General features: G+C 34.7%; 15 protein-coding genes. 5 read left to right on the top strand and 10 right to left on the bottom strand.

The features are described 5' to 3' along the window. Window positions 1-20 precede the first annotated feature (20 nt). From gcvH to HNP25_RS08825, 7 genes are all read right to left on the bottom strand, one after another. Window positions 21-401 carry a glycine cleavage system protein GcvH gene (gene gcvH / locus HNP25_RS08855; protein WP_184133417.1) on the bottom strand — a complete coding sequence of 127 codons (381 nt, stop codon included), beginning with the start codon at window positions 399-401 and terminating at the stop codon, window positions 21-23. Window positions 402-494: 93 nt separating this feature from the next. Continuing rightward, a complete protein-coding gene (sov, locus tag HNP25_RS08850; protein ID WP_221432434.1) occupies window positions 495-7,679 on the bottom strand; it encodes a T9SS outer membrane translocon Sov/SprA in 7,185 nt (2,394 codons plus the stop codon). Window positions 7,680-8,021: 342 nt separating this feature from the next. Next, window positions 8,022-8,615, bottom strand: a complete 594-nt coding sequence (gene ruvA, locus HNP25_RS08845; RefSeq protein ID WP_184133414.1) for a Holliday junction branch migration protein RuvA — start codon at window positions 8,613-8,615, stop codon at window positions 8,022-8,024. Window positions 8,616-8,770: 155 nt separating this feature from the next. Continuing rightward, window positions 8,771-10,312 carry a lytic transglycosylase domain-containing protein gene (locus tag HNP25_RS08840; RefSeq protein ID WP_184133412.1) on the bottom strand — a complete coding sequence of 514 codons (1,542 nt, stop codon included), beginning with the start codon at window positions 10,310-10,312 and terminating at the stop codon, window positions 8,771-8,773. 306 nt (window positions 10,313-10,618) lie between these two features. Further along, entirely contained in the window at window positions 10,619-12,037 is a 1,419-nt protein-coding gene (gatA, locus tag HNP25_RS08835; protein ID WP_184133410.1) for an Asp-tRNA(Asn)/Glu-tRNA(Gln) amidotransferase subunit GatA, read from the bottom strand. A 165-nt stretch (window positions 12,038-12,202) separates the two neighbouring features. Next, the gene (locus HNP25_RS08830; RefSeq protein ID WP_184133408.1) at window positions 12,203-12,418 is read right to left on the bottom strand and encodes a Sec-independent protein translocase subunit TatA/TatB; all 216 of its coding nucleotides are present in this window, start codon (window positions 12,416-12,418) and stop codon (window positions 12,203-12,205) included. A 109-nt stretch (window positions 12,419-12,527) separates the two neighbouring features. Continuing rightward, on the bottom strand, window positions 12,528-12,962 hold the full coding sequence (locus HNP25_RS08825) for a YkvA family protein (RefSeq protein ID WP_184133406.1): 435 nt from the start codon (window positions 12,960-12,962) through the stop codon (window positions 12,528-12,530). 193 nt (window positions 12,963-13,155) lie between these two features. On the opposite strand from HNP25_RS08825, the gene mdh reads away from it, so the two are divergent. After that, entirely contained in the window at window positions 13,156-14,094 is a 939-nt protein-coding gene (mdh, locus tag HNP25_RS08820) for a malate dehydrogenase (protein WP_184133404.1), read from the top strand. 53 nt (window positions 14,095-14,147) lie between these two features. Here the strand turns inward: mdh and HNP25_RS08815 are convergent, their stop codons facing one another. The 3 genes from HNP25_RS08815 to HNP25_RS08805 all read right to left on the bottom strand — a co-directional run bounded on the left by HNP25_RS08815 (window position 14,148) and on the right by HNP25_RS08805 (window position 16,969). Continuing rightward, window positions 14,148-14,573, bottom strand: a complete 426-nt coding sequence (locus HNP25_RS08815; protein WP_184133402.1) for a hypothetical protein — start codon at window positions 14,571-14,573, stop codon at window positions 14,148-14,150. A gap of 31 nt (window positions 14,574-14,604) precedes the next feature. Then, entirely contained in the window at window positions 14,605-15,627 is a 1,023-nt protein-coding gene (locus HNP25_RS08810) for an acyltransferase family protein (protein WP_184133400.1), read from the bottom strand. A gap of 100 nt (window positions 15,628-15,727) precedes the next feature. Then, complete coding sequence (locus tag HNP25_RS08805; RefSeq protein ID WP_184133398.1) at window positions 15,728-16,969, bottom strand: ABC transporter permease; 1,242 nt, start codon at window positions 16,967-16,969, stop codon at window positions 15,728-15,730. A gap of 188 nt (window positions 16,970-17,157) precedes the next feature. Here HNP25_RS08805 and HNP25_RS08800 point away from each other — a divergent pair, with 188 nt between their 5' ends. From HNP25_RS08800 to HNP25_RS08785, 4 genes are all read left to right on the top strand, one after another. Further along, window positions 17,158-20,103 (top strand): FAD-binding and (Fe-S)-binding domain-containing protein, encoded by a 2,946-nt coding sequence (locus HNP25_RS08800; protein ID WP_184133396.1) that lies wholly within the window; start codon window positions 17,158-17,160, stop codon window positions 20,101-20,103. A gap of 243 nt (window positions 20,104-20,346) precedes the next feature. Then, window positions 20,347-20,577, top strand: a complete 231-nt coding sequence (locus tag HNP25_RS08795) for a hypothetical protein (protein ID WP_184133394.1) — start codon at window positions 20,347-20,349, stop codon at window positions 20,575-20,577. Window positions 20,578-20,608: 31 nt separating this feature from the next. Further along, window positions 20,609-20,803 carry a hypothetical protein gene (locus HNP25_RS08790; protein WP_184133392.1) on the top strand — a complete coding sequence of 65 codons (195 nt, stop codon included), beginning with the start codon at window positions 20,609-20,611 and terminating at the stop codon, window positions 20,801-20,803. Between the two features lie 86 nt (window positions 20,804-20,889). Then, entirely contained in the window at window positions 20,890-21,393 is a 504-nt protein-coding gene (locus tag HNP25_RS08785; protein ID WP_184133390.1) for a PA2169 family four-helix-bundle protein, read from the top strand. Window positions 21,394-21,400: the final 7 nt, after the last annotated feature.

The raw sequence follows: 21,400 nt of genomic DNA, 5'->3' as shown, positions 1-21,400 counted from the left end.
TATAAAGTATCTGTTTTGGATTAATGTCCAACGTGTTCTTTGTAAGTATCTGTATCCATCAAAGCTTCAACATCAGCGATGTTAGCAACCTTCATTTTAATCATCCAACCTTCACCATAAGGGTCAGAATTTACTAATTCAGGGGCATTAACTAAAGCCTCATTCACTTCCAAAATTTCACCAGCGATTGGTAAAAATAAATCAGAAACAGTTTTAACGGCTTCTACTGAACCAAAAATTTCGTCTTGTGCTAAGGTTTGTCCTGCTGTTTCAATTTCTACATATACAATATCACCTAATTCACTTTGTGCAAAATCTGTGATGCCTACTATAGCGATATCACCTTCTAATTTTACCCATTCATGTTCTTTTGTATAACGAAGCTCTGCTGGAAAATTCATCTCTGTTGGTTTTTTGTTGATATTTGAATTGGGGTGCAAGTTAAATTAAAATTAGTAAAGTTCAAAAAGCTTCCGAATCAATCTGTCGATGATTTATTCGGATAAACTGAATCTTACTTGGAAACCTGCCGCAATTGTTGAGCGATAATAAGAGTTTGAAACAAATGGATTATTGAACATTTTATCGAAGTAAACATTCACACTCAGCCTTTTATTGACATTATAACTTGCTTGTGGACGAAACTGAAAATTCATAAATCCTTGCGTCACTACCGTTTCAGCATCTAGTTTTCTTTGAATCGTTCTTGTATCTCGAATCGTCATGTTGGCACTAAATTTCAAATCGTTTGGTAATCTTACTCTTCGTCCATTTACTCTGAAAGGTATTAGCATATTGGCTCTGGTAAAGCCCATTCCAACCGTTAAATCTTTATTTGAAAGTTCGTTTACTTGTGAATTCGCCAAGTTCAACCCTACGTTTCTATCTTGATTATATTCGATTTTTAAAGAAATTTTACTTTTTGTAATGGCATTAAAACCAATGAATGGTGCAAAACGCTCTTCAAATTTTATCGTACTCATTACAAAAACTGGAATCAAAGTACCATCCGAATTTACTTTCGATGAAAGTGGATACATCAAATTATTCAAATTCAATTGGAATGGGTCGGTATATTCTAAAGATGATACAAAATTTCCAACACTATAAGTTGAAGTATAAGCATGACTGATAGAAATGTTAGAGAATGTTCTTTTAAACCAACCAATATTTGCCAAACCGTTATAATCAACTCGCCAGTTTGGAAGCGGTAAATTCACAAAAGGAGAGAAGCTTACTTTGTTGGGCGAAACACCACTATATGCTGCAAAAAAAGCTGGAATCAATACATCTTGAGAATTGATATTATATTCGCCAGAACCTGCTTTTTGTGCATTTAAACGGTCTAAAATAACTTGTCGGTTACTTCTGAAACGGTTAAAAATAACGGAATTATTATCTGGAGAATTACTGTCGAATGTTGTCAAAAATGATAAAAATGACATACTATAATTCCCTGAACGAACAGGGCTTTGACTTTGATATTCACCCCCAACGGTGGCTGGTCTGAAAAATTCTTGATAATTATCAGATCTACTCCATTTCCCTTCTAACTGAATTTTAAAATCTCTGAAAGGCTCTAAAGCACTTCTATAAGTCAAATTTTGTGTTCTAGTTTGTAAAAAAGGTACATTTTGCACTGTACTTTTAGTAAGCCAACCATTTTCTGCTGCTCTGAAACGAATGTCTCCATCTTGGCTACCCGTGATAAACCCAATACCCGGTGCAGAGCTTTGGTTGTTCATTCCTAATAATCCTGGATTTGGCATAAAACCAGCCAAAGTAGTTGATTCGTCGATATTATAATTGATATTAATACCACGAATCGTCATTAACAAACGAGTAATACTTTTCAGAATATTCGCTTGTGGTTTTACAATATCTTCATCATCACCGGGGCTTCTTGCAATATTCTTGCGCTCAATTCTTGGTTGATTGGCAATGCGTAAGGCACGAACTCTGTTATAAAGTGCTACTAAATCTATCTTGCCAGTAATGCCTCGGTTTCTGGTATTTTTAATGATATTTCCAAAAGGTAAATCCAAAGAATCCTTAATGTTGAACGAATTGGCTGCATAAGTATATCCGAATTTATGATTATAATCGGCAGTCATCCAGTCTGTTAACGGTGATTTATTCAAAGGTAAACGCCAAACAGTATTCATCTGCTGGTCATAGTTTTTTGTTCTACCGAATCGTCTTAAATTAGCCGCAACAGAATCTCTGTCTTTCTGTGTTTCCAAACCGCCATAAGGCTCATCAATGATGGCGTTGGCAGTAGCATTATAGTTTACAGTAACATTTTTAGTTAAATTCCAACCTAGATTATAGTAGCGATTAAACAACCAATATTTTTCAAAAAGTGGTGCAACACCATCCGTGGTCAATGTCGGAATTCCACTGCTTCCAGCTTGTGTTACTTCGGCATTTCTTAATTGTGTTTTTACAAAACTTCTGTCCATATCTGCTCTGAAAGTAATAGAATTTGGCAAAGGAGATAAGTTGAAATCTTTCACCCAACGCAATAAAGGATGATTGCTTTTCATTCCTTTAAAGGGTTCAATCGACTTTGGATTTCCTGTGAAAGTATAAGTAAGTCCACCACGATGAGAGGTTTGTCTGTACTCATCAATCGTTGTATTACTTCTTTTTAATTCTGCAAAAGCATAAGTAAAAGTCAGATTTTCAACATCCCAAGCATGAGATTTTGCTGTAGGGTTTGTCTTTACTTTCCTAATATTGGTTAGGTTCAAGCCTTTTCGTTCAGAATTATCTTGCACCATTCTTTTGTATTTTTCCCGTTCTATGGGGTCAGTAATGGTGGCGAGTGTGCTATCTAATAAAATATCAGGGTCGAGCGGATTGAAAGTTGGACTTACATTTCTTCTGTCATAACTCACATACAAAGGAATTTTTAAACCCCATTTTTCAGGCAAAAGTTTATCGACATTGATATTCGCCGCAATGCCATATTCTACGGTTGTTTCTCTGGCACGTTCAGAAATTTTAGATTGTACTCCGCCAAAACCATAGTTTTTAAATGAACCATTCATGGTTACATTGGCGAAATCTGCTAGTTTTAATCCTAATTTTCCGATGGCGGCTTGTCCAGAAGTTTGGTCGAAACCAGATGCTCTTAATTCATCTACCCAAATACAAAATGTTTTTGCTTGTTCATCTGTCGATTTTGGATTTCGTACACCAATCATTGTAGTTAGAATGGCACTTTGGTCTGGACGACCTACAACCGTCACAAAATAAGTATGTCCATTATTCCCGATTACTTCTTTACGATATGGGCTATTCAAACTAATTCCTAATCGGTCTCTTTCTGTTTTTACACTTTTAATAATAGCGAATGGAATATCAATTTCGTTTTCTTCTCGCCAAACTTCTTCTGAAGTAACCGAACTTGCGTAGCGAGTTTGCTTTAAACCTTTGGTTTCAATTTCGTAATAATTATCTGTTAAATCAGTACCAATTCTGATGAAAGCAGATACTTTATCTTCCACATCATTATTTGGGCTGTTCATGTGGACAAACATTCTTAAGTTTTTGTAATTGATAAAATCAAACAAAGTATTTTTGAAACCTGCTCTTGAATCGCCATCTCTCAAACCATCAACACATAAACTCAAAGACTGTTCATTCAATTGAGAATTACTAATGGTGGTAATATCTCTGTCACGAACAAAGCCTGGAGGAACTGCGTAAGGAACAGTATTTGCACCTTTGTTGGCGGGGCCATTTTCTTCAATATTTACCGTGGTAATTCTAAAATTAGCATCATAAGGTTCTGGAACATCCTGCAAACCTCTTGGCGTAAGTTCGCCAGTATATTTACGGTATTGGAAGCCAGAAAGCTGGAAAGCTGCAAAACGGAAAACAACGGGTTGTTCCCAACCTGTTAGGAAAGTACGGATAAATCTCATTGATTTGAAGCCATTTACATTTCCTACTTTAGAAGTATAATCTTTAATTGGAATTCTAAATAAAAACCAATCTACGCCATTTTCAGTGATTTTATCAACGATATAATTCTGACCAACCACCATTTTTTCTTGCTTAATATCAAGTTCATATTGGTAATAAGCTTGGTTATCGTTTACAGTATTATCGTTATTCAAATCCTCACGGTCTGGCTGCTGATTACTTGATTCTGTATAACCAGAATTGGTATTGGCAGTTGCCGCAGTGGTAGGAGAGTTGTTTTCAAGACCCATGTAATTTTTATAACGCAAAATTACACTTGAAGTATTATTGTATTTTTCGTTCAAGTAATGCACGAAGTCATCACCAGCAGGGTCAGTTTCAAATTCCAACAAAGCTGTTTGGTCAGTTACTTTGGTACGAACTTCGTTAAGATAAGTACTAAAAAAACGTTGCTCGTCAAATTCATCTGTTGAAGCAGAGGCTTTGTTTGGTAAACCATCTAAACCTATATCTTGCAAACTTCTATCGCTATTATTTGAAAATGCGTTTGTTACAAATTGCTGTTTCGGTGCTAAACCCCAAGTAGTTCTTTCAACGTTTGCGGAAGTACCCGTTACAATTTTTTCGCCAGCTGGAATACCATTTTCAAAGTTTGAGAAACCATCTGGAATCACATCTTCAGAAATATCACCTAAGTTGAAAATCAATTTTCCTCCAGTTTGATTTCGTCTTTGGCTATTTTGGCGGTCGAGTTCTAAATCGCCGCTGGCTCTAACAACACCCGTTTCGCCATCTACTAATGGATTCATCATCCAGAATTCAAGCGTTTCAATATTGGCATTGTCGAAATCTGTGTCAGAAGTAATGGCACGAGTAATTGCTCCAAAATTTTGAGTTGGATTATTCAAAAAACCTCTATCAGTTAAACTGGTCGAGAAGTTATAGATACCTCTTTCAGATGGAAAATAGGCTACATCAAGTACGCCCAAAGGAATGCCTGTAATATTATTGGCTAACTGACGATTTGGGAATAAACCAGTAATTGAAACAGCTCTTTCATAAGCATATTTACCAGATTCTTCTGCATTTAAGCCCGGTACATTAATGTTTGAGCCATTATTTCCATACAAACTGAAATCTGCAATGTAAGCAGAAATTTTTGCTCTTCTAAAACTACTTTCCAAACTATTAGGTGAACCTTGCGGGAACATCAAAGGTGTTGCTCCTGGTTTCCAAGCGGTTGCTTGGTTGCTCAAACTGAATACATTTCTGGCTACTTCAAAATCATCAATAAAGGCATTTCCTTGTACATCGTTGTTAACAGAAGGAATTAATTGTGCAAACTCTCCTTGAAAATCAATACCAGAAGTTTCTTTGGTAGAAATCAAAGGCAAAGCATCCACTAATCTTGTTAAAAATTTTGAAGGACGTTGAATGGCTGCATCAAAACCGAAAATGGTATTATTTACTGGTTCATTTCCGATTTGTACTCTTGTTAAAAAGTTTGGCGGACTTTCCTTCATGTGTTGGATTGTAGCACCCAAATGGAAGTTTTGTCCAACGGTATAATCCAAATGTGTTCCTAGAAGTGTTCTGATTTGATTATTGAACAAATCAGGTTTTTCGTAACAAATTTTAATTTCTCGTCCAGAATTTGAAACGCCAACATTTAGAATTCTTACTCTTCCAGATTGTGGCTCAACGATATAATCAGTTCCAGCCGCTAAAGGCACGCCACCTGCTGACACTTGTACCGATTTTGCATCAACACCAATTGGTAAAGAAACATCGCCACCGCCAGCAGATTGATAACTTCCTTTCAAGAAAAATTTATCTTTACTTGTTAACTGTGCTGCATCTGTTTGAGTACTTCTATAAAGTTTATCAAATACGTATTTGTCAACTAATTGTACTTCATCAACATCAAATTGCTTTTGTAAGCTTGAACCGAAAGGCTCTAACACAGGGAAAATTACTTTGGCATTTTTACTATCAATAGTTACTCCTTCTACAAAGTCAAAATTTCCATCCACTTGGGCATCGCCATTTTGGTTGAGTTTATCAAGCCCTAATACTCTAATTAATGGAATGTCTTTTAATTTTCTACCTTCTTGTAAATTCGGATTATCAACTCCCGTTTGGTCGTCTTTATAAACCACTCTTAATTGAAAAGCTTGTTTTGATAATTGTTGTGTATTAAGCGAATATACGTTTTTCATCATCAAGTCCCACATCGGATGCTCCAAATTATTACGGACTGTTGATGATTTCAACATTTTTAAAATCAATACTTTATCGTCAGCTTGATCTTGGTAATCTTCTGTCAATTCACCAACTTGATGTCTTTGTCCATTTAAAGTATATTCATAAGAAACCGCCAACACTTCATCATTACGCAATGGCGTAATTAATGAAATATATCCTAATTCTGGACTGAATTTATACTCTCTATCCGACAATCGTTTTGCTCCACGAAGCAAATCGAAGTCAGTTCCTTTCGATAAACCAAATTCATTTTGCAATCTAAATGTAGCTTGGTCGGCTTTTCTTACTTCTGCATCGGCTCTAGTAGCGGCATACAATCCGTTGTTAGCATTATCAACTGGCGTTTGGTTACTTCCATTAAAAGGCTGAATGTTTTTACTTGTTTTGTTATATGGATTGGCTTCACCCAAATCAGAAAAAGCTACTAAATTTCTCAGTGTTTCAGGGCTTTGCGTTCTGTTCGTAACATATACTTCTACACGAGTAATGGTAATACCCGAAGTAATAATTGGAAGATTTTTTAAAGAACGTTCGTAATTGTTTCTAAAAAAAGTAGAAAGGAAAAAGTGTCTGTTTTCATCATAAGCACTTGCTTTGATTTCAAAGTTTTTACCTTGACTTCCACCTCTGAGCGTGATACAATCTTGTTTTGAACGTTGTTGAGCCAAAACAGTTGTCACATCCAAATTACCAAAACGCATTAAGGTTTTTAAGCCAAAAAGATTTTGTACACCCGGAATAAGTTGACTATTTAGTTGCCATGAAGTATTTCCAACTTCTATATTTTGTAAAATGTCTTCTTCGTTAGTTCTCCAGTTTAATTTAAGTTGATTCTGAAAATTGAAACTTGCCTTGGTATCGAAATTGGTATTGATATTTAATTTATCGCCAATTTTTCCTTGAAAATTTATCTGAGCTTGTTCTGTAAAATTAAGATTTCCAATGTATCGTTGCTGAACAGGAATCGCTGGATTATCAATGAATTGTCCAATGTAACCGATGTCAAGTAAAATATTTCCATTGGGTTTAAAGTCAACTTGAGTACCTCCAAAAATTCTATCGATAGCAGGAGGGAGTTCTATTTTTGGTAATAACCCTCGTCCTTTCGTATCGTCTTTGCCATCTTGTGCGGCTGCATATTTCCGCCAGTAATCTCGCATAAAACGATTTTCTTGTAAGGTAGAATAATCTTTAATGCTGATTTGTTCGGCTGGTCGATATTGGGTATTGTCTGAAAGTCCTCTAATTTTTTCGTAAACAGAAATTTTCCCAGACGAATCTAACCTGAATTCTGTATTTAACGCTTTGGAATCTTTAGGGCTAAAAGGAGAAGTTACCGTTTTATTTGTGAAACGGTTAGCGTAACGGTCTTTTAATTTGTAACGAGGACGCCTCCCAGATTTTTTTAACGTATCCGCTAAGTAAGAAGAAAATATAGATCTTGCGTTTCTATTTGTCAGTTGATAAGCGGTGCCTCGCATGGGTGAAACCCATGCAAGTGAAGCAAAGACTGATAATATGAACCCTCCAGAAAGTAAGTAAAACTTTTTTCGTTGCACAGTTAAGTAGCTTGATATTCAAATACCTAAGTATTTTAATTGATGTGGTATTTTTTAAGAATAATTTGTCAAAGAGTAAACGCAATGTTATTCGTTTAAATTTTTCTTAAAACAACATTAAATTTTAAAAGTGAAGTACAGCAAGGGAATTTATGTTAGAGGAATAAAAGCTTCTTGCTGAACTTCAAACGAGAAATAGCCACTCAATATTTTTAAATAATATTATTTTTTGAAGTATTGAGTGTTAGCACTCATGTTCAAAGTTTATCGTAAAGCCATTTTGATTAATTGTTCTACGGTAATTTCTGTTCCTTCTTTCTTCAAAATTGCATCGATACTTTTCTCTGCCACATTTTTAGGAATACCTAAAGTAACTAAGGCTGCTAATGCTTCGTTTCTTACTTTGTTGTTTTGTGTCGGGAAAATTGAAGGAGAAGAAGTACCTAACATTTGTTCTTTTCTAAGCTTATCTTTCAATTCGATAATGGCTCTTTGTGCTGTTTTTGCACCAATACCTTTTATACTCTGAATCGTTTTCACATCTTCGTTCATCAAAGCATGACGAATTTCTGCCGAAGACATCGAAGAAAGCATTACCAAAGCAGTGTTTGGCCCAATACCCGATACGCTTAGTAAATCAAGAAAAAGTATTTTCTCTTCAGGGTCTTTAAAACCATACAAAACATGAGCATCCTCACGAATATTTAAATAGGTGAAAAGTTTACAACGCTCGGTTCCGTCTTCTAAAGCAGCGTAAGTTTGTAGCGAAATCTTAATTTCATAACCAACACCATTTACATCAATTATAACGTAAGCAGGGTCTTTATAAGTTAATTTACCGTCAATGTAGGCGATCATTTAATGTGTTGAATTATTGGAAAAAGAGCAACGAAAATCAATTTTGTCGTGCTTCAATTACCTTTATGAATAGAATTGATAGGTTCAAAAATACGCAAAAGTCCGCATAACTCAAATGTCATGCGGACTTTTAAATATCTTGTCTCTTGGAATTATTATGAAACTCTTAGTTTCATCCCTGCTTTTACAACATTGTTTTTAATTCCATTTAATTTTTTCAGTTTATCGATTGAAATTCCTCCGTAACGTTGAGAGATATTCCAAAGTGTGTCGCCATCTTGAACATTATGAAAACGTGCTTTTCCTTTGCCTACATTTTCTTTTTCTTTCTGGTTTGAACGAGCATACTTTACTGTTGACGAAACCGCTGATTCTTTAAAAATAATTAGTTTTTGACCTGGTTGGATGGTCGTATTAGCAAGATGATTCCAGTGTTTGATGTCGTACACATCTACATCAAAATGCTCGGCGATTTGGTGTAAATTATCTTTTTTCTTTACGATGTAAGTCGTTTTCTTAGGCTTTTTATTAATCACAACGTCCTCCATGTCATCTTCCACAATTTCTCTTGTGAAAACTGTTCTGGTTTCGTTAGGAATCGAAGCTAAAGTTTGTTGAAAAGTATTTGTAGTATCTTCGTTTTTGTTACTTGCTAAAACAACTCCTGGCGTTTGCATTACTTTTTCAATTAAAGTAGAAGGTAATTTAGTGGCAGAATCAAGAATTGACTGACGGTTTTCTCTGAAAAAAGCCATTTCACTTTTTGGCAATTTTAATTGAAAATTACGAGTACGAGCAGGTAAAATATGCGTTAAAATTTGCGGATTTAATTTTTGAATTTCTTCTAAATGAATATTACTCAAGGTCGCAAATTTATTCAAATCAATATAAGAATTTAAAACAATTGTATCATGAGGAATCGCTGTTTCAATATTCTCAGCATAAATATCATGTGAATCAGCATGGTGCATCATGTAAAGAATCCCAATATATTGAGGCACATAAGCTCTGGTTTCACGAGGCAAACAATTGTAGATAGACCAAAAAGTTTGTCCGCCATTACATTTACGAATTGCTCTACGAACGTTTCCCGGGCCCGTATTATAAGCTGCTAATACCAAATGCCAATCACCAAAAATATTATATAATTGACGCATGTATTTACAAGCGGCTTCAGTTGCTTTTTCAGGATCAAAACGTTCATCAACATACTCATCCATTTTCAAACCAAAGTCTAACTTGGCGGTTTTAGGCATAAATTGCCAAAGTCCGCCAGCACCAGCTCTTGAAATTACTTTAGGATTTAATCCTGATTCAATTAATGATAAATATTTTAATTCATCTGGAAGACCGTATTTTTTTAAGTATTTTTCATAAAGTGGGAAAAACACACCTTTGCGTTCAAGCATCGTTTTAGTAAACGAAGGTTTGCGGTAAGCAAAGTATTCTACAAATTGATGAGTGACAGTATTATAAGTAAGAGGAATCTCTTTTTGTAAAGCTCCTAGACGTGGTTCTACCGTTTTGGGGTCAATTAGCCAAGTAGGTTCTGGCGTCACGACTTGTTGAATAGTTACCGTAGCGGTGTCAGTGGTAGCAGTTTGCTGTTCCGAACCTGCAGTTATTTGGGCATTTGTATAAGTGCTTACAAAAAGTAAACAACCGATACAGAATGTTCTAAAAGTGGCGAGTATCATACGGTAAAGATTAGTCTATCTCTAAAAAAGGGTTAACACAAAAAAATACAATTACAAAGCTAAATATTTTTAACTAAAAAAACGAACGATTTATTGTGTTTATAAAAGAATGTATTGTCTTATTGTAAGAAAGGAGTGGTATTCTTTTTTGTAAAATAAACATTAATAATGTCGATATAATCTATAACTTGTTCAAAATAATTCAAAAAAAATGTATCGCTTGTCCTTATTTATAAAGGTTGATAAGCGATACATTTTTATAATGCTTAATAAATCAGCATGTTAAGTTTTGACAACAATTAATCGCTATGAGATTAATTGTGCAAAAGTTAATAATTCGGCTTCCTCGAAAGCACCTGCCATGATTTGAAAACCAATTGGCATTCCATCATTATCTAAGCCATTTGGAATTGAAATAGCTGGTAAACCCACCACATTCGCTTGAACAGTAAACAAATCTCCTAAGTACATTTGGATAGGGTCAGCTGTTTTTTCTCCTAATTTATAGGCTGTTGTTGGCGTAGTTGGACAAACCAAAAAGTCGTATTCAGTTAATAAATTATCTGTAAATTCTTTGATTAATCTTCTGATTTTTTGTGCTTTCGTATAATACGCATCGTAATAACTTGCACTTAAAACGAATGTTCCAAGCATAATTCTTTTACGTGTTTCTTTCCCAAAACCTTCAAACCTAGATTTTTTATAGAGAGACATCAAGTCTGTCGCTTCAGTGCTTCTATGTCCGTAACGAACACCATCAAATCTTGATAAATTTGAACTTGCTTCAGCTGTTGTAAGGGTATAATATGTTGGCAAGAAGTACTTAATCAACGGAAAATCCACCGCTTCAACTTCATGACCTTGTGCTTTTAAATACGCTAATTTAGCTAAAGTTGCAGCTTTTACTTCAGGTTGTAAACCTTCACTTTCTACTGCTTCTTTCAAGTAGCCAATTTTATATGTTTTCTTTTCTGTTTGAAAAGCCGTGTACTCAGGTACTTTTTCGTTAGAAACAGTACTGTCTTGTTCATCTTTTCCAGCAATTATTTCTAATAAAATGGCGGCATCTTCAACTGATTTTGTGATTGGTCCAATACAGTCGAACGAAGAAGCGTATGCAATCAAACCCCAACGAGAAACTCTTGTATAAGTAGGTTTTAAACCAACCAAACCACAAAAACCAGCAGGCATTCTCACAGAACCACCAGTATCAGTACCCAGTGAAGCCAAACACATATCTGCTTGAACAGCTACAGCAGAGCCTCCAGAGGAACCACCAGCTACACGATTTTCACCTACAGCATTTAAACATGGGCCAAAAGCAGAGTTCTCATTAGTCGAACCCATTCCAAATTCATCACAATTTTGTCTGCCTATGATAATGGCATCTTCATCAATTACTCTTTGAACAGCAGTTGCTGTAAACTGAGATTCAAAACCATCTAAAATTCTACTTCCAGCTTGTGAAGTATGGTCTTTATAGCAAAGTAAATCTTTGATGCCCAAAACCATTCCTGCTAATTTCTTGGCTGTTCCTGCTTTGATTTTAGCATCAATTTCATCGGCTTTCTCCAAGGCTTCTTGGTCAAAAACAGACAAAAAAGCATTTAGTGTGTTGTTCTTCTCCTCAATATTTTTCAAATAGAACTCCACTAACTGACGACAAGTAATGCTACCAGCGTAAAGGTCTGTTTGGATATCTTTTAAGGTTGAATATACTTTCATGAATGATTTAATTTAGTGTAATTACAATAGCTCATCTGGAAAGAGTTACTATCGAACTGTTGATTTTTGAAAAAAAACTTTCAAAAACCAATCTATTAACAAAACAAAAGCATAGTCGAGACAAGAAAATTATCTCAACTATGCCTTTACTATGATACTTTAATACTATTTTTTTGTATTTGTTGAATCGTCTTCTAAGCCTTTAGTAATCTGGTCAGTTACGTCCTTTTGTGCTTCTTTGAATTCTTTGATGCCTTTGCCCAAGCCTTTCATTAATTCTGGTAATTTTTTACCACCGAAAAATAACAACACCGCTAAACCAACCAAAATTAATTCTGGACCGCCCATGTTGAAAATTAGATAAATTGAAGTCAGTATCATGTCCTTAGTTATTAAATATTTGCGTAAAGATAAGCAATGATTTTAGATTTTAGATTTTACGATTTAGTTTTTCTTTGTATGTAAAAGCATACAGAGCCTTGTAAAGGCTTCATTCAGGAATTAATTCTCCTTTTTCCCAAGCAATAAAATTATCAATGTCAGTTTTTAAAGAAGTAAACAACCACATTACCAAAGCTAAATCGTCAGATAAGCCAATTAAAGGTAAGAAATCAGGAATTAAGTCGAAAGGAGAAATAAAGTAAATTAAGCTTGCAATAATTTTCAGAATACTAGCCCAAGGAATAATTTTATATCTACCCGTAGCATAAGCCTTCACCATTCTACTTAACGTAGTAATGCGGTCAGCAAGTACTTGTCCGATACCTTTATTTTCTTTTTGAGCAATATCTTTAGCTTTAATGAGTGCTTCTCTTAATAGTTCAAGTACAGCTAAACCTGTACCAGCATACTTACCAGCCTTTTTGGTAGCATTTTTATAGAAAACAGATTTCAGAATTTTACCAACTAAGTTTTCATTATTCATAATTTATGGGATTAATTTTAAAACTTCGATGAATGAACATATCCTTAAAATATAGAAATATACAATTTACCAAACTTTTACTAAGAATTCTACAAAAAATACTTGTAATAAACCGTTAGTGAATAATCAAATGGTTTACATTTGCGTTAGATTATAAACGTATTTTACTAAAACAATTAATTTACAATCGATTATGTCAAAAATAACTGTAGTAGGTGCAGGAGCAGTGGGTGCAACCACAGCTGATAACATTGCCAGAAAAGAATTAGCCTCTGAAGTAGTATTACTTGACATCAAGGAAGGCTTTGCAGAAGGGAAAGCATTGGATATGTTCCAAACTGCTGCCATTTTAGGTTGGGATACTAAATTGACGGGTGTAACAAACGATTATTCAAAAACGGCTAATTCTGATGTCGTTGTAATTACTTCTGGTCTTCCACGTAAACCGGGGATGACACGTGAAGAACTAATAGGCGTAAATGCAGGAATTGTAAAATCGGTAGTTGATAATATTCTAAAGTATTCGCCAGATGCCATTTTTGTAATTGTATCGAATCCGATGGATACTATGACTTACTTGGCATTGAAAGCTTCTGGATTACCTAAAAACCGTATTATTGGTATGGGCGGTGCTTTAGATTCAGCTCGTTTCAAATGCTATTTATCTTTAGCAATGAATGTTTCTCCAAACGATTTACATGGCTCGGTAATTGGTGGTCATGGCGATACAACGATGATTCCTTTAACTCGCTTAGCTACTTGGAACGGAACACCTGTTACTGATTATTTAGACGAAGCTACTTTAACGAAAGTTGCTGCTGATACAATGGTTGGTGGTGCTACGTTAACGGGTTTATTAGGTACTTCGGCTTGGTATGCACCAGGTGCTGCAAGTTTATCAGTTGTTGAATCAATTATTCGTGATGAAAAACGTGTAATTCCTTGTTCGGTTTTCTTAGAAGGAGAGTACGGACAATCAGATATTTGTTTAGGCGTTCCAGTAGTGTTAGGAAAAACTGGATGGGAAAAAATAATTGATTATAAATTGAATGATGCGGAGCAAGCTTTATTTGCTAAATCTGCTGATGCTGTTCGTAACATGAACAATGTATTAACAACATTGAATCTATAATCAATAATGATAGCTCAATAAAATAGAGAATAGCCTCAAAACTATTCTCTATTTTATTTTAAAGGAGCTTCTTCTACTTCAGTGACAAAATACTCAGTATCGCCCATCCAAGAAAATTTCATATAGCGTTGTTCATAATGCACTTTAATGCGTCGTCCAGTTAGCATTGCGTCTTCTAATCTTTGAACAACAGCTGGGTCGTCTGAATCTACTGTAAAAGCCCAAAGACGGTTCACCATATTACCCATTTGTCCCTGAGCACCCTCATTCAATTCTCCTTCAAAAGTTTTAAAAAGTACTCCTTTCTTAGAGAATTTAGAAATTACCCCAGCCCTGTCTCCAACTGAATAAGCCACTTTGGTCATCAGAAAACTAAACATTAACACAAGTACTCCTAGTGTGATTATTCCAATGAATAATCGTCTGATAAAAATCATTGTTACTTGTTTTGCTGAATTTATTTGGTCGTTGAAAGCCATAATCAAAGCTGTTTTAATTTGTGTTACAAGACTATTTTTGTTTTAACAGAACATTTTCTAATTTTTGTTTTATTGGTTTTTCCAACCATTCGTAAGCAAGTAAGCTTAATAAACATAAGGTAATGTAAAAAACCATGAAATCTTTAAATGAACTCAAATGAATATTATTCTCAGAAAGTACTTTCCTAAACCACATTTTTAATGGAAACTGAATAATGTAGATTGAATAGCTTATTTCTCCTAATTTCACAAATATTGGTAAACTCATGAATTTAGTAAAATTAGATTGCAAGCTGGACATTAAATATAAGAGAGATCCTACTCCAAAACAATAGATAGCAATATTTTTCCAAAAGTTTACTATACCAAAACTTACTGATAGTATCAATGATAATCCAACGAATGTTAGAAGTAAAGAGGAATTATACTGTTTTTTAAGATATATTAACCCCCAAATTATCCCAATTGAAAAAGTGAAAATCCAAGATAAAGCATAAGGGATAGCATAAATAAATTCACTCACACAAAATATTTGCCAAATGCTAGTGATTAATGTTAAAATGATAAGGTTTGTTTTTAAATCTCTATTTTTTTTGAAAATGAAAATCAGCAATGGGAAAATTAAATAAAGAAAAAACTCTATTGATAAGCTCCATGATGGATGATTGATGATAGGTTCAAAAGAATTTGTTAACCATGACTGAACCAAAATGATATTAATGAAAATTTTAAAGAAATTACTTGGTTGATGATTTAGTATTTCTAAATATAAAGTAAAAAGAATTGAAACAAAATAAATGGGATAGATTCTGAACAACCTTTTAGCTATATAAACCTTAATATCTTTCCAATTATTTAGTTTATCTGCATAATTAATAGCTAATACAAAACCAGATAAGGTAAAGAAAAATGGCACAGCGACATTACCATTTCCTAAAAAGGTATCAATTTTAGAGTCTGGACGCACATATTTTCTAAGCGATTCCCAATCGTGAAAAATAACAACCCAAGTAGCTACAATAAATCTTAAAAAAGTAAGGTGTTTTAAATTCATTATTATTTTTTGCTGGCTTTATGAGATTGCGTATAATCTAAATTAATATTTCCAGCAAAAATAGTTTATTTTGGTTGTTATGTGAAATAGATTCTTTAATCTACTTTGAACGAATTGCAGTTACAGGATCTAATCTTGCAGCCACCCAAGCAGGAACAATGCCAGATAATACACCAATAAATGTAGCGGTAAGTAACCCAAACATTACATTGCCAACTGTAAGAACTAATTTGAGAGAACCAAAATTAATAAATGACATCATCCAGACTAAAAATATTCCTACTGCACCACCGATTAAACTTAGAAAAACTGCTTCAAATAAAAATTGAAATAATATAAAGTAATTTTTTGCACCTAAAGATTTTTGAATACCAATAATATTTGTTCGTTCTTTTACGGAAACAAACATGATATTTGCAATACCAAAACCACCTACTAACAAAGAGAAAAGAGCAATAATTCCGCCACCAACATTCATACTTGCGAAGATTGATTCAAAGAATTTTACAGCACCATCAAGTCTATTGATTGAAAAATTATTGTCTTGCGTAGGTTTCAAACCTCTTCTACTTCTCATTAATCCAGTTACTTCGCCTTCTAAAGTTTCTTGCCCTTTGTCCCAATCATAAGCTTTAACAGCAATGTCAGGTTCGGGCTGGTCTTTTTGGAATAAACTAGCGTAAGTAGTGTAGGGAATAAAAGCTTGTTCATCAGGCGAACCACCTAAACTAATCAAATCTTCTCCTTTTTTCTTCATCATGGCAATTACCTTGAATTTGATGCCATTTATTTTAATCGTTTCACCAATGACATCGCCTCTGTTTGGGAAAAGAGCTTCTTTGACGGAGGCTCCTAAAATTACCACGAAGGCCGAATTGTCGGTTTCGTTACTTAAGAAATATCTTCCGCTTTCTACGAGTACATCTGAAATTTTGTTATAATCTTGACTTACTCCCATAAGCCTAGTTTCCATACTATTATTCTCGTTTTTTAGTGTAGTTTGTCTGCCATCAATGATAGAAATGGCTTGAGAATTTTCAAGATTATCAGATAAATATTTGAATTCATTGTACTTCATAGTTGGGCGATTGATGTATTTCCACCAAGGATAATTATTGCTCATTACCCAAGGCCATTTGCCCACATAAACAACTCCTTTACCAAATGAATCGATTTGTTCACGAATTCCCATGTTCATCGAATCAACAAAAGTAAAAACAGCAACAATCGAAAAAATACCGATAGTTACGCCCAAAAGCGATAAAACAGTACGTAATAAATTAGTTCGAAGGGCTTGCCATGCGAAACGAATGCTTTCAAGTAGTTGTCTGAGGAATTTCATACAATAAGATTAATATTTAACAAGATAAATTTAAAGCCACAAATTTTGACAAACAACTACGATATGACAAGTGGAGTTTATTAATGGGTTGAATGGCAAAATCTGGGTAAGACTGGAAAAAAGTTTTCATCAAAGCATTTTATGGAGGTTGAATGCTTTAATTTTACAGGCAAATTACTCTCAACGATATGTCTTCTAAAATTACTATTTCTGATTTCAAGTTTTTCCACGAATCTTTTTCTGGCGAAATTTATTACGATAATTCTGCTCTCCACAATGCTCAAAAAATATTGTATTCTACCGATGCTTCGGTGTATCAAGAAAAACCATTAGCAGTAGCTCTTCCGAAAAACACTGCCGACATCAAGGCTTTAATAAAATTGGCAAGAGAATTTAACCTTACCCTTATTCCACGTTCAGCAGGTACTTCTTTGGCAGGGCAAGTAGTCGGAAAAGGCATTGTGGTTGATATTTCAAAATACTTTACCAATGTATTAGAAATTAATCAAGAAGAGCGTTGGGTACGTGTACAACCGGGCGTTATCAGAGATGATTTGAATGTGATTCTCAAACCATTCGGTTTACTTTTCGGACCAGAAACTTCTACTTCAAACAGAGCGATGATTGGCGGAATGATTGGAAATAATTCTTGCGGATTACATTCAATCGTTTGGGGAACTACTCGTGACCATCTGATTTCAGCAAAAGTATTATTAAGTGATGGTTCGGAAGTAGAATTTGGAGCATTGACAAAAGCCGAATACTTTAAAAAAGTAAATGCTAAAACCTTAGAAGGAAAATTATACGGTGATATTTTTAGAACGCTCAACAATCCATTCAACCAAGAAGCGATTGAAAAAGGCTATCCAAAGAAAACTTTAAAACGCAGAAATACAGGTTATGCTTTAGATATGTTGGTGGACAGCGAAATGTTTTTGCCCGACAGCGAAAAGCCTTTTAATTTCTGTAAATTATTGGCAGGTTCAGAAGGAACACTGGCTTTTGTGACCGAAGCCAAACTAAATTTATTGCCCTTACCTCCGCAAGAAACCGCTTTAGTTTGTATTCACTGTAATACTATTCAAGATTCTTTACAAGCCAATTTGGTTGCCCTGAAACATCAACCAATGGCTTCTGAATTGGTGGATAAGTACATTTTAGATTTTACCAAAGGACATCCAGTTTATGAAAAAAATCGCTTTTTTATCGAAGGCGACCCAGCAGCGATATTGATGGTAGAGTTTATGGAAGAAAGCGACGAAGTCTTGAATCAAAAAATTTCTGCCTTGATTGCCGACCTCAAAAAAGCGAATATCGGTTACGCATTTCCTGTCGTGAAAGGAGCAGAAACTACGCCCGCTTGGGATGTACGCAAAGCAGGTTTGGGATTAATCCGTAATTTAAAAGGTGATATTCAGCCTGTGAATTTGATTGAAGACTGTGCAGTTGCTCCAGAAGATTTACCAGCTTATATCGGTGATTTGCAAGCACTTTTGAAGAAACATCAAATCAATGCTTCGTATTATGCTCATGCAGGAGCAGGAGAATTGCACGTTGAGCCGATGATAAATCTCAAAACGCAAGAAGGGAAAACTTTATTCAGAACAGTGTTGAAAGAAACGGCTGAATTGGTAAAAAAATATAATGGTTCATTGAGTGGCGAGCATGGCGATGGACGATTGAGAGGTGAATTTATCGAAAGTGTTTTGGGCAAAGAAGTTTTTACCTTGTTGAAAGAAGTAAAAACACTTTTCGACCCAAAAAGTATTTTCAATGCCAATAAAATTGTGAATACACCACCGATGAATGAATTTTTGCGTTATGAAGCAGGCAAAGAAAACCCTACAATTGATACTTATTTTGATTTTAGTAATCAAGAAGGTATTTTACGTTTGGCAGAAAAATGTTCAGGTTCGGGTGATTGTCGCAAAACAGAAGTAACAGGCGGAACGATGTGTCCGAGTTACATGGCAACTAAAAACGAAAAAGACACCACTCGTGCAAGAGCGAATATTTTACGCCAGTTTTTAACCAATTCAGAACAAGAAAACCGTTTCGACCATCAGGAAATTAAGGAAGTAATGGATTTATGTTTGTCGTGCAAAGGCTGTAAATCTGAATGTCCTTCAAAAGTAGATGTGGGTAAAATGAAAGCAGAGTTTTTACAACATTATTATGATGTTCATGGCGTGCCTTTCCGTACAAAAATGATAGGCAATTTTACCAAATCACAGGCATTGGCATCGAATTTTCCTGCCTTATATAATTTTATTGTAAAAACACCACTTACCGCCAGCATTACCAAAAAAGTACTGGGTTTTGCTCAAGAAAGGTCGATACCAACTTTAGGAAAAACTACATTAAGAGCTTGGGATAAAAAACGAGTTTCGACAAAAACGGACAAAAAAGTATATTTATTCTGTGATGAATTTACCAATTATAACGATGTAGAAATTGGTAAAACAGCCATTTCGTTACTTACAGCTTTAGGCTATGAAGTAATTCTTCCCGAACATTTAGAAAGTGGAAGAACCTATTTATCAAAAGGTTTGGTGAAAGAAGCCAAACAAATTGCGATTGAAAATGTAAAAAGTTTATCAAAAATCGTTAGCGATAATATGCCAATTTTGGGCATTGAACCTTCTGCCATTTTGACTTTGAGAGATGAGTACTTGGAATTAGTTCCAGCAGCATTGTTAGCAGATGCCGAAAAAGTAGCCAAAAATGCCTTTTTGATAGATGAATTTATTGCACAAGAAATTGATAAAAAAGTACTGAGTAAATCATTATTTACGCAAGAAAAGAAACGGATAAAACTGCATGGACATTGTCATCAAAAAGCCTTATCGTCTTTAGTTGCCACGAAAAAAATGCTTTCATTGCCAGTCAATTATGAAGTACAATTAATTCCTTCGGGCTGTTGTGGAATGGCAGGGTCGTTTGGTTATGAAGAAGAACATTATGAAGTTTCGATGAAAGTAGGCGAATTAGTACTTTTCCCGACCATCAGAAAACAATCAGCTGAAGTAATTATTGCCGCACCTGGCACAAGTTGTCGACATCAAATTAAAGACGGTACTGGCAGAATCGCCCAGCATCCCGTAGAGATTTTGTGGGAGGCATTAGTGAAGTAATTTTAAATACCAAAGTTAAATAGGCGTTCAAACTCATGATAGAGTTGAACGCTTTTTTTTTGAAGGACTAGATATCCGAAAGCTCCAAGTATTTACTTCAAGATGTTGATTATTCATCATTTATTATAATTCTGTCGCCCATCTTGTAGAGCTATTTGCTCAATTGTACGCTTAATTTTTAGCTATTTGTTACTGGTATAAATCTTTTAAGTGCTTGATTGTAAACCTATAAACAACAATGACATGGAGAGAGCGAATAAAGTAGATAAAGAAATGCGTTCTGAATTGAAAGTACAAAAAAGAACAAAAGCAGGGAATATGATTCTCTACACGGTTTTGATTGGAATGGCTTTGATGCTTATTTCAATAGTAGGAGGATACTGGGCTACTTCTGACAATGAAGGTCAACATAATATGGGAAAAGTAACCCCACAAGACACATTAATTTTAAATAAATCAGACACTGTTAAATAAACTTTATTATAAATCCTTAAATAATTGAATTATGGAAACTACAAAAGAGCAAATCGAGAAAGAAGCAGCTAAACACAAAGCTGAAACCTTCGCTAAAAAAGCAGAAGTATTGAAAGCAGAAGCGACAGAGAAAATTGATGAAGCAAAATTGGCCGCTTTAGATTTAGCGGAAAAAGCAGCGGATAAGTTTGAAGAAATAAAAGAGAAGGTAAAAAAAGCACTTTGATGAATAAGGTTTTTCAATATCGAAATTCATTCAACCATCTAAACAGAATCGGGAGTTTTAATTACAACTGGTTTTATCCTTTAATAATGCAAAATCAATATGATGTTCTCTTGAAGGCACTTAATGAGCTGATTGAGATTAATTACAATCGTATAGAAAATTATAAGAAAGCGGAACAAAATATGGATGGAGGTGATTTGAAAAACCTTTTTCATGGAATGTTGAACGAAAGCGAGTATTTTGCTACATTACTGACTGAACACGTGGTGAAGTTTGGTGGAGAACCTGCAAAGTCAAGTACGCTAATTGGCAAGGCTCATCAAATTTGGGTAGATTTCAAAGCTTCTATCATTTCTAATAATCGTGAATTGATTCTTAATGCCAGTGAATTTGGTGATAAAGATACCCTTGAAGCTTACGAAGCTGTTTTGGTTTTAGATAAAGTACAAGCTTCGCCAGATTTAACCCAATTATTGACGTCACAAATGTCTTCTATTGCTGAATCCTTGAAAATTATTCAATCATTGAAGCAATCAGAACATGATGGAAAAGCTGAACATGAAGTTTTAGAAAACCGATTGCCAGTATAAAAATCAC

This window comes from Arcicella rosea (assembly GCF_014204325.1).
In the GTDB taxonomy this organism is placed as follows: Bacteria; Bacteroidota; Bacteroidia; order Cytophagales; family Spirosomataceae; genus Arcicella; species Arcicella rosea_A.
This window is presented reverse-complemented; position numbering and strand designations above follow the sequence as displayed.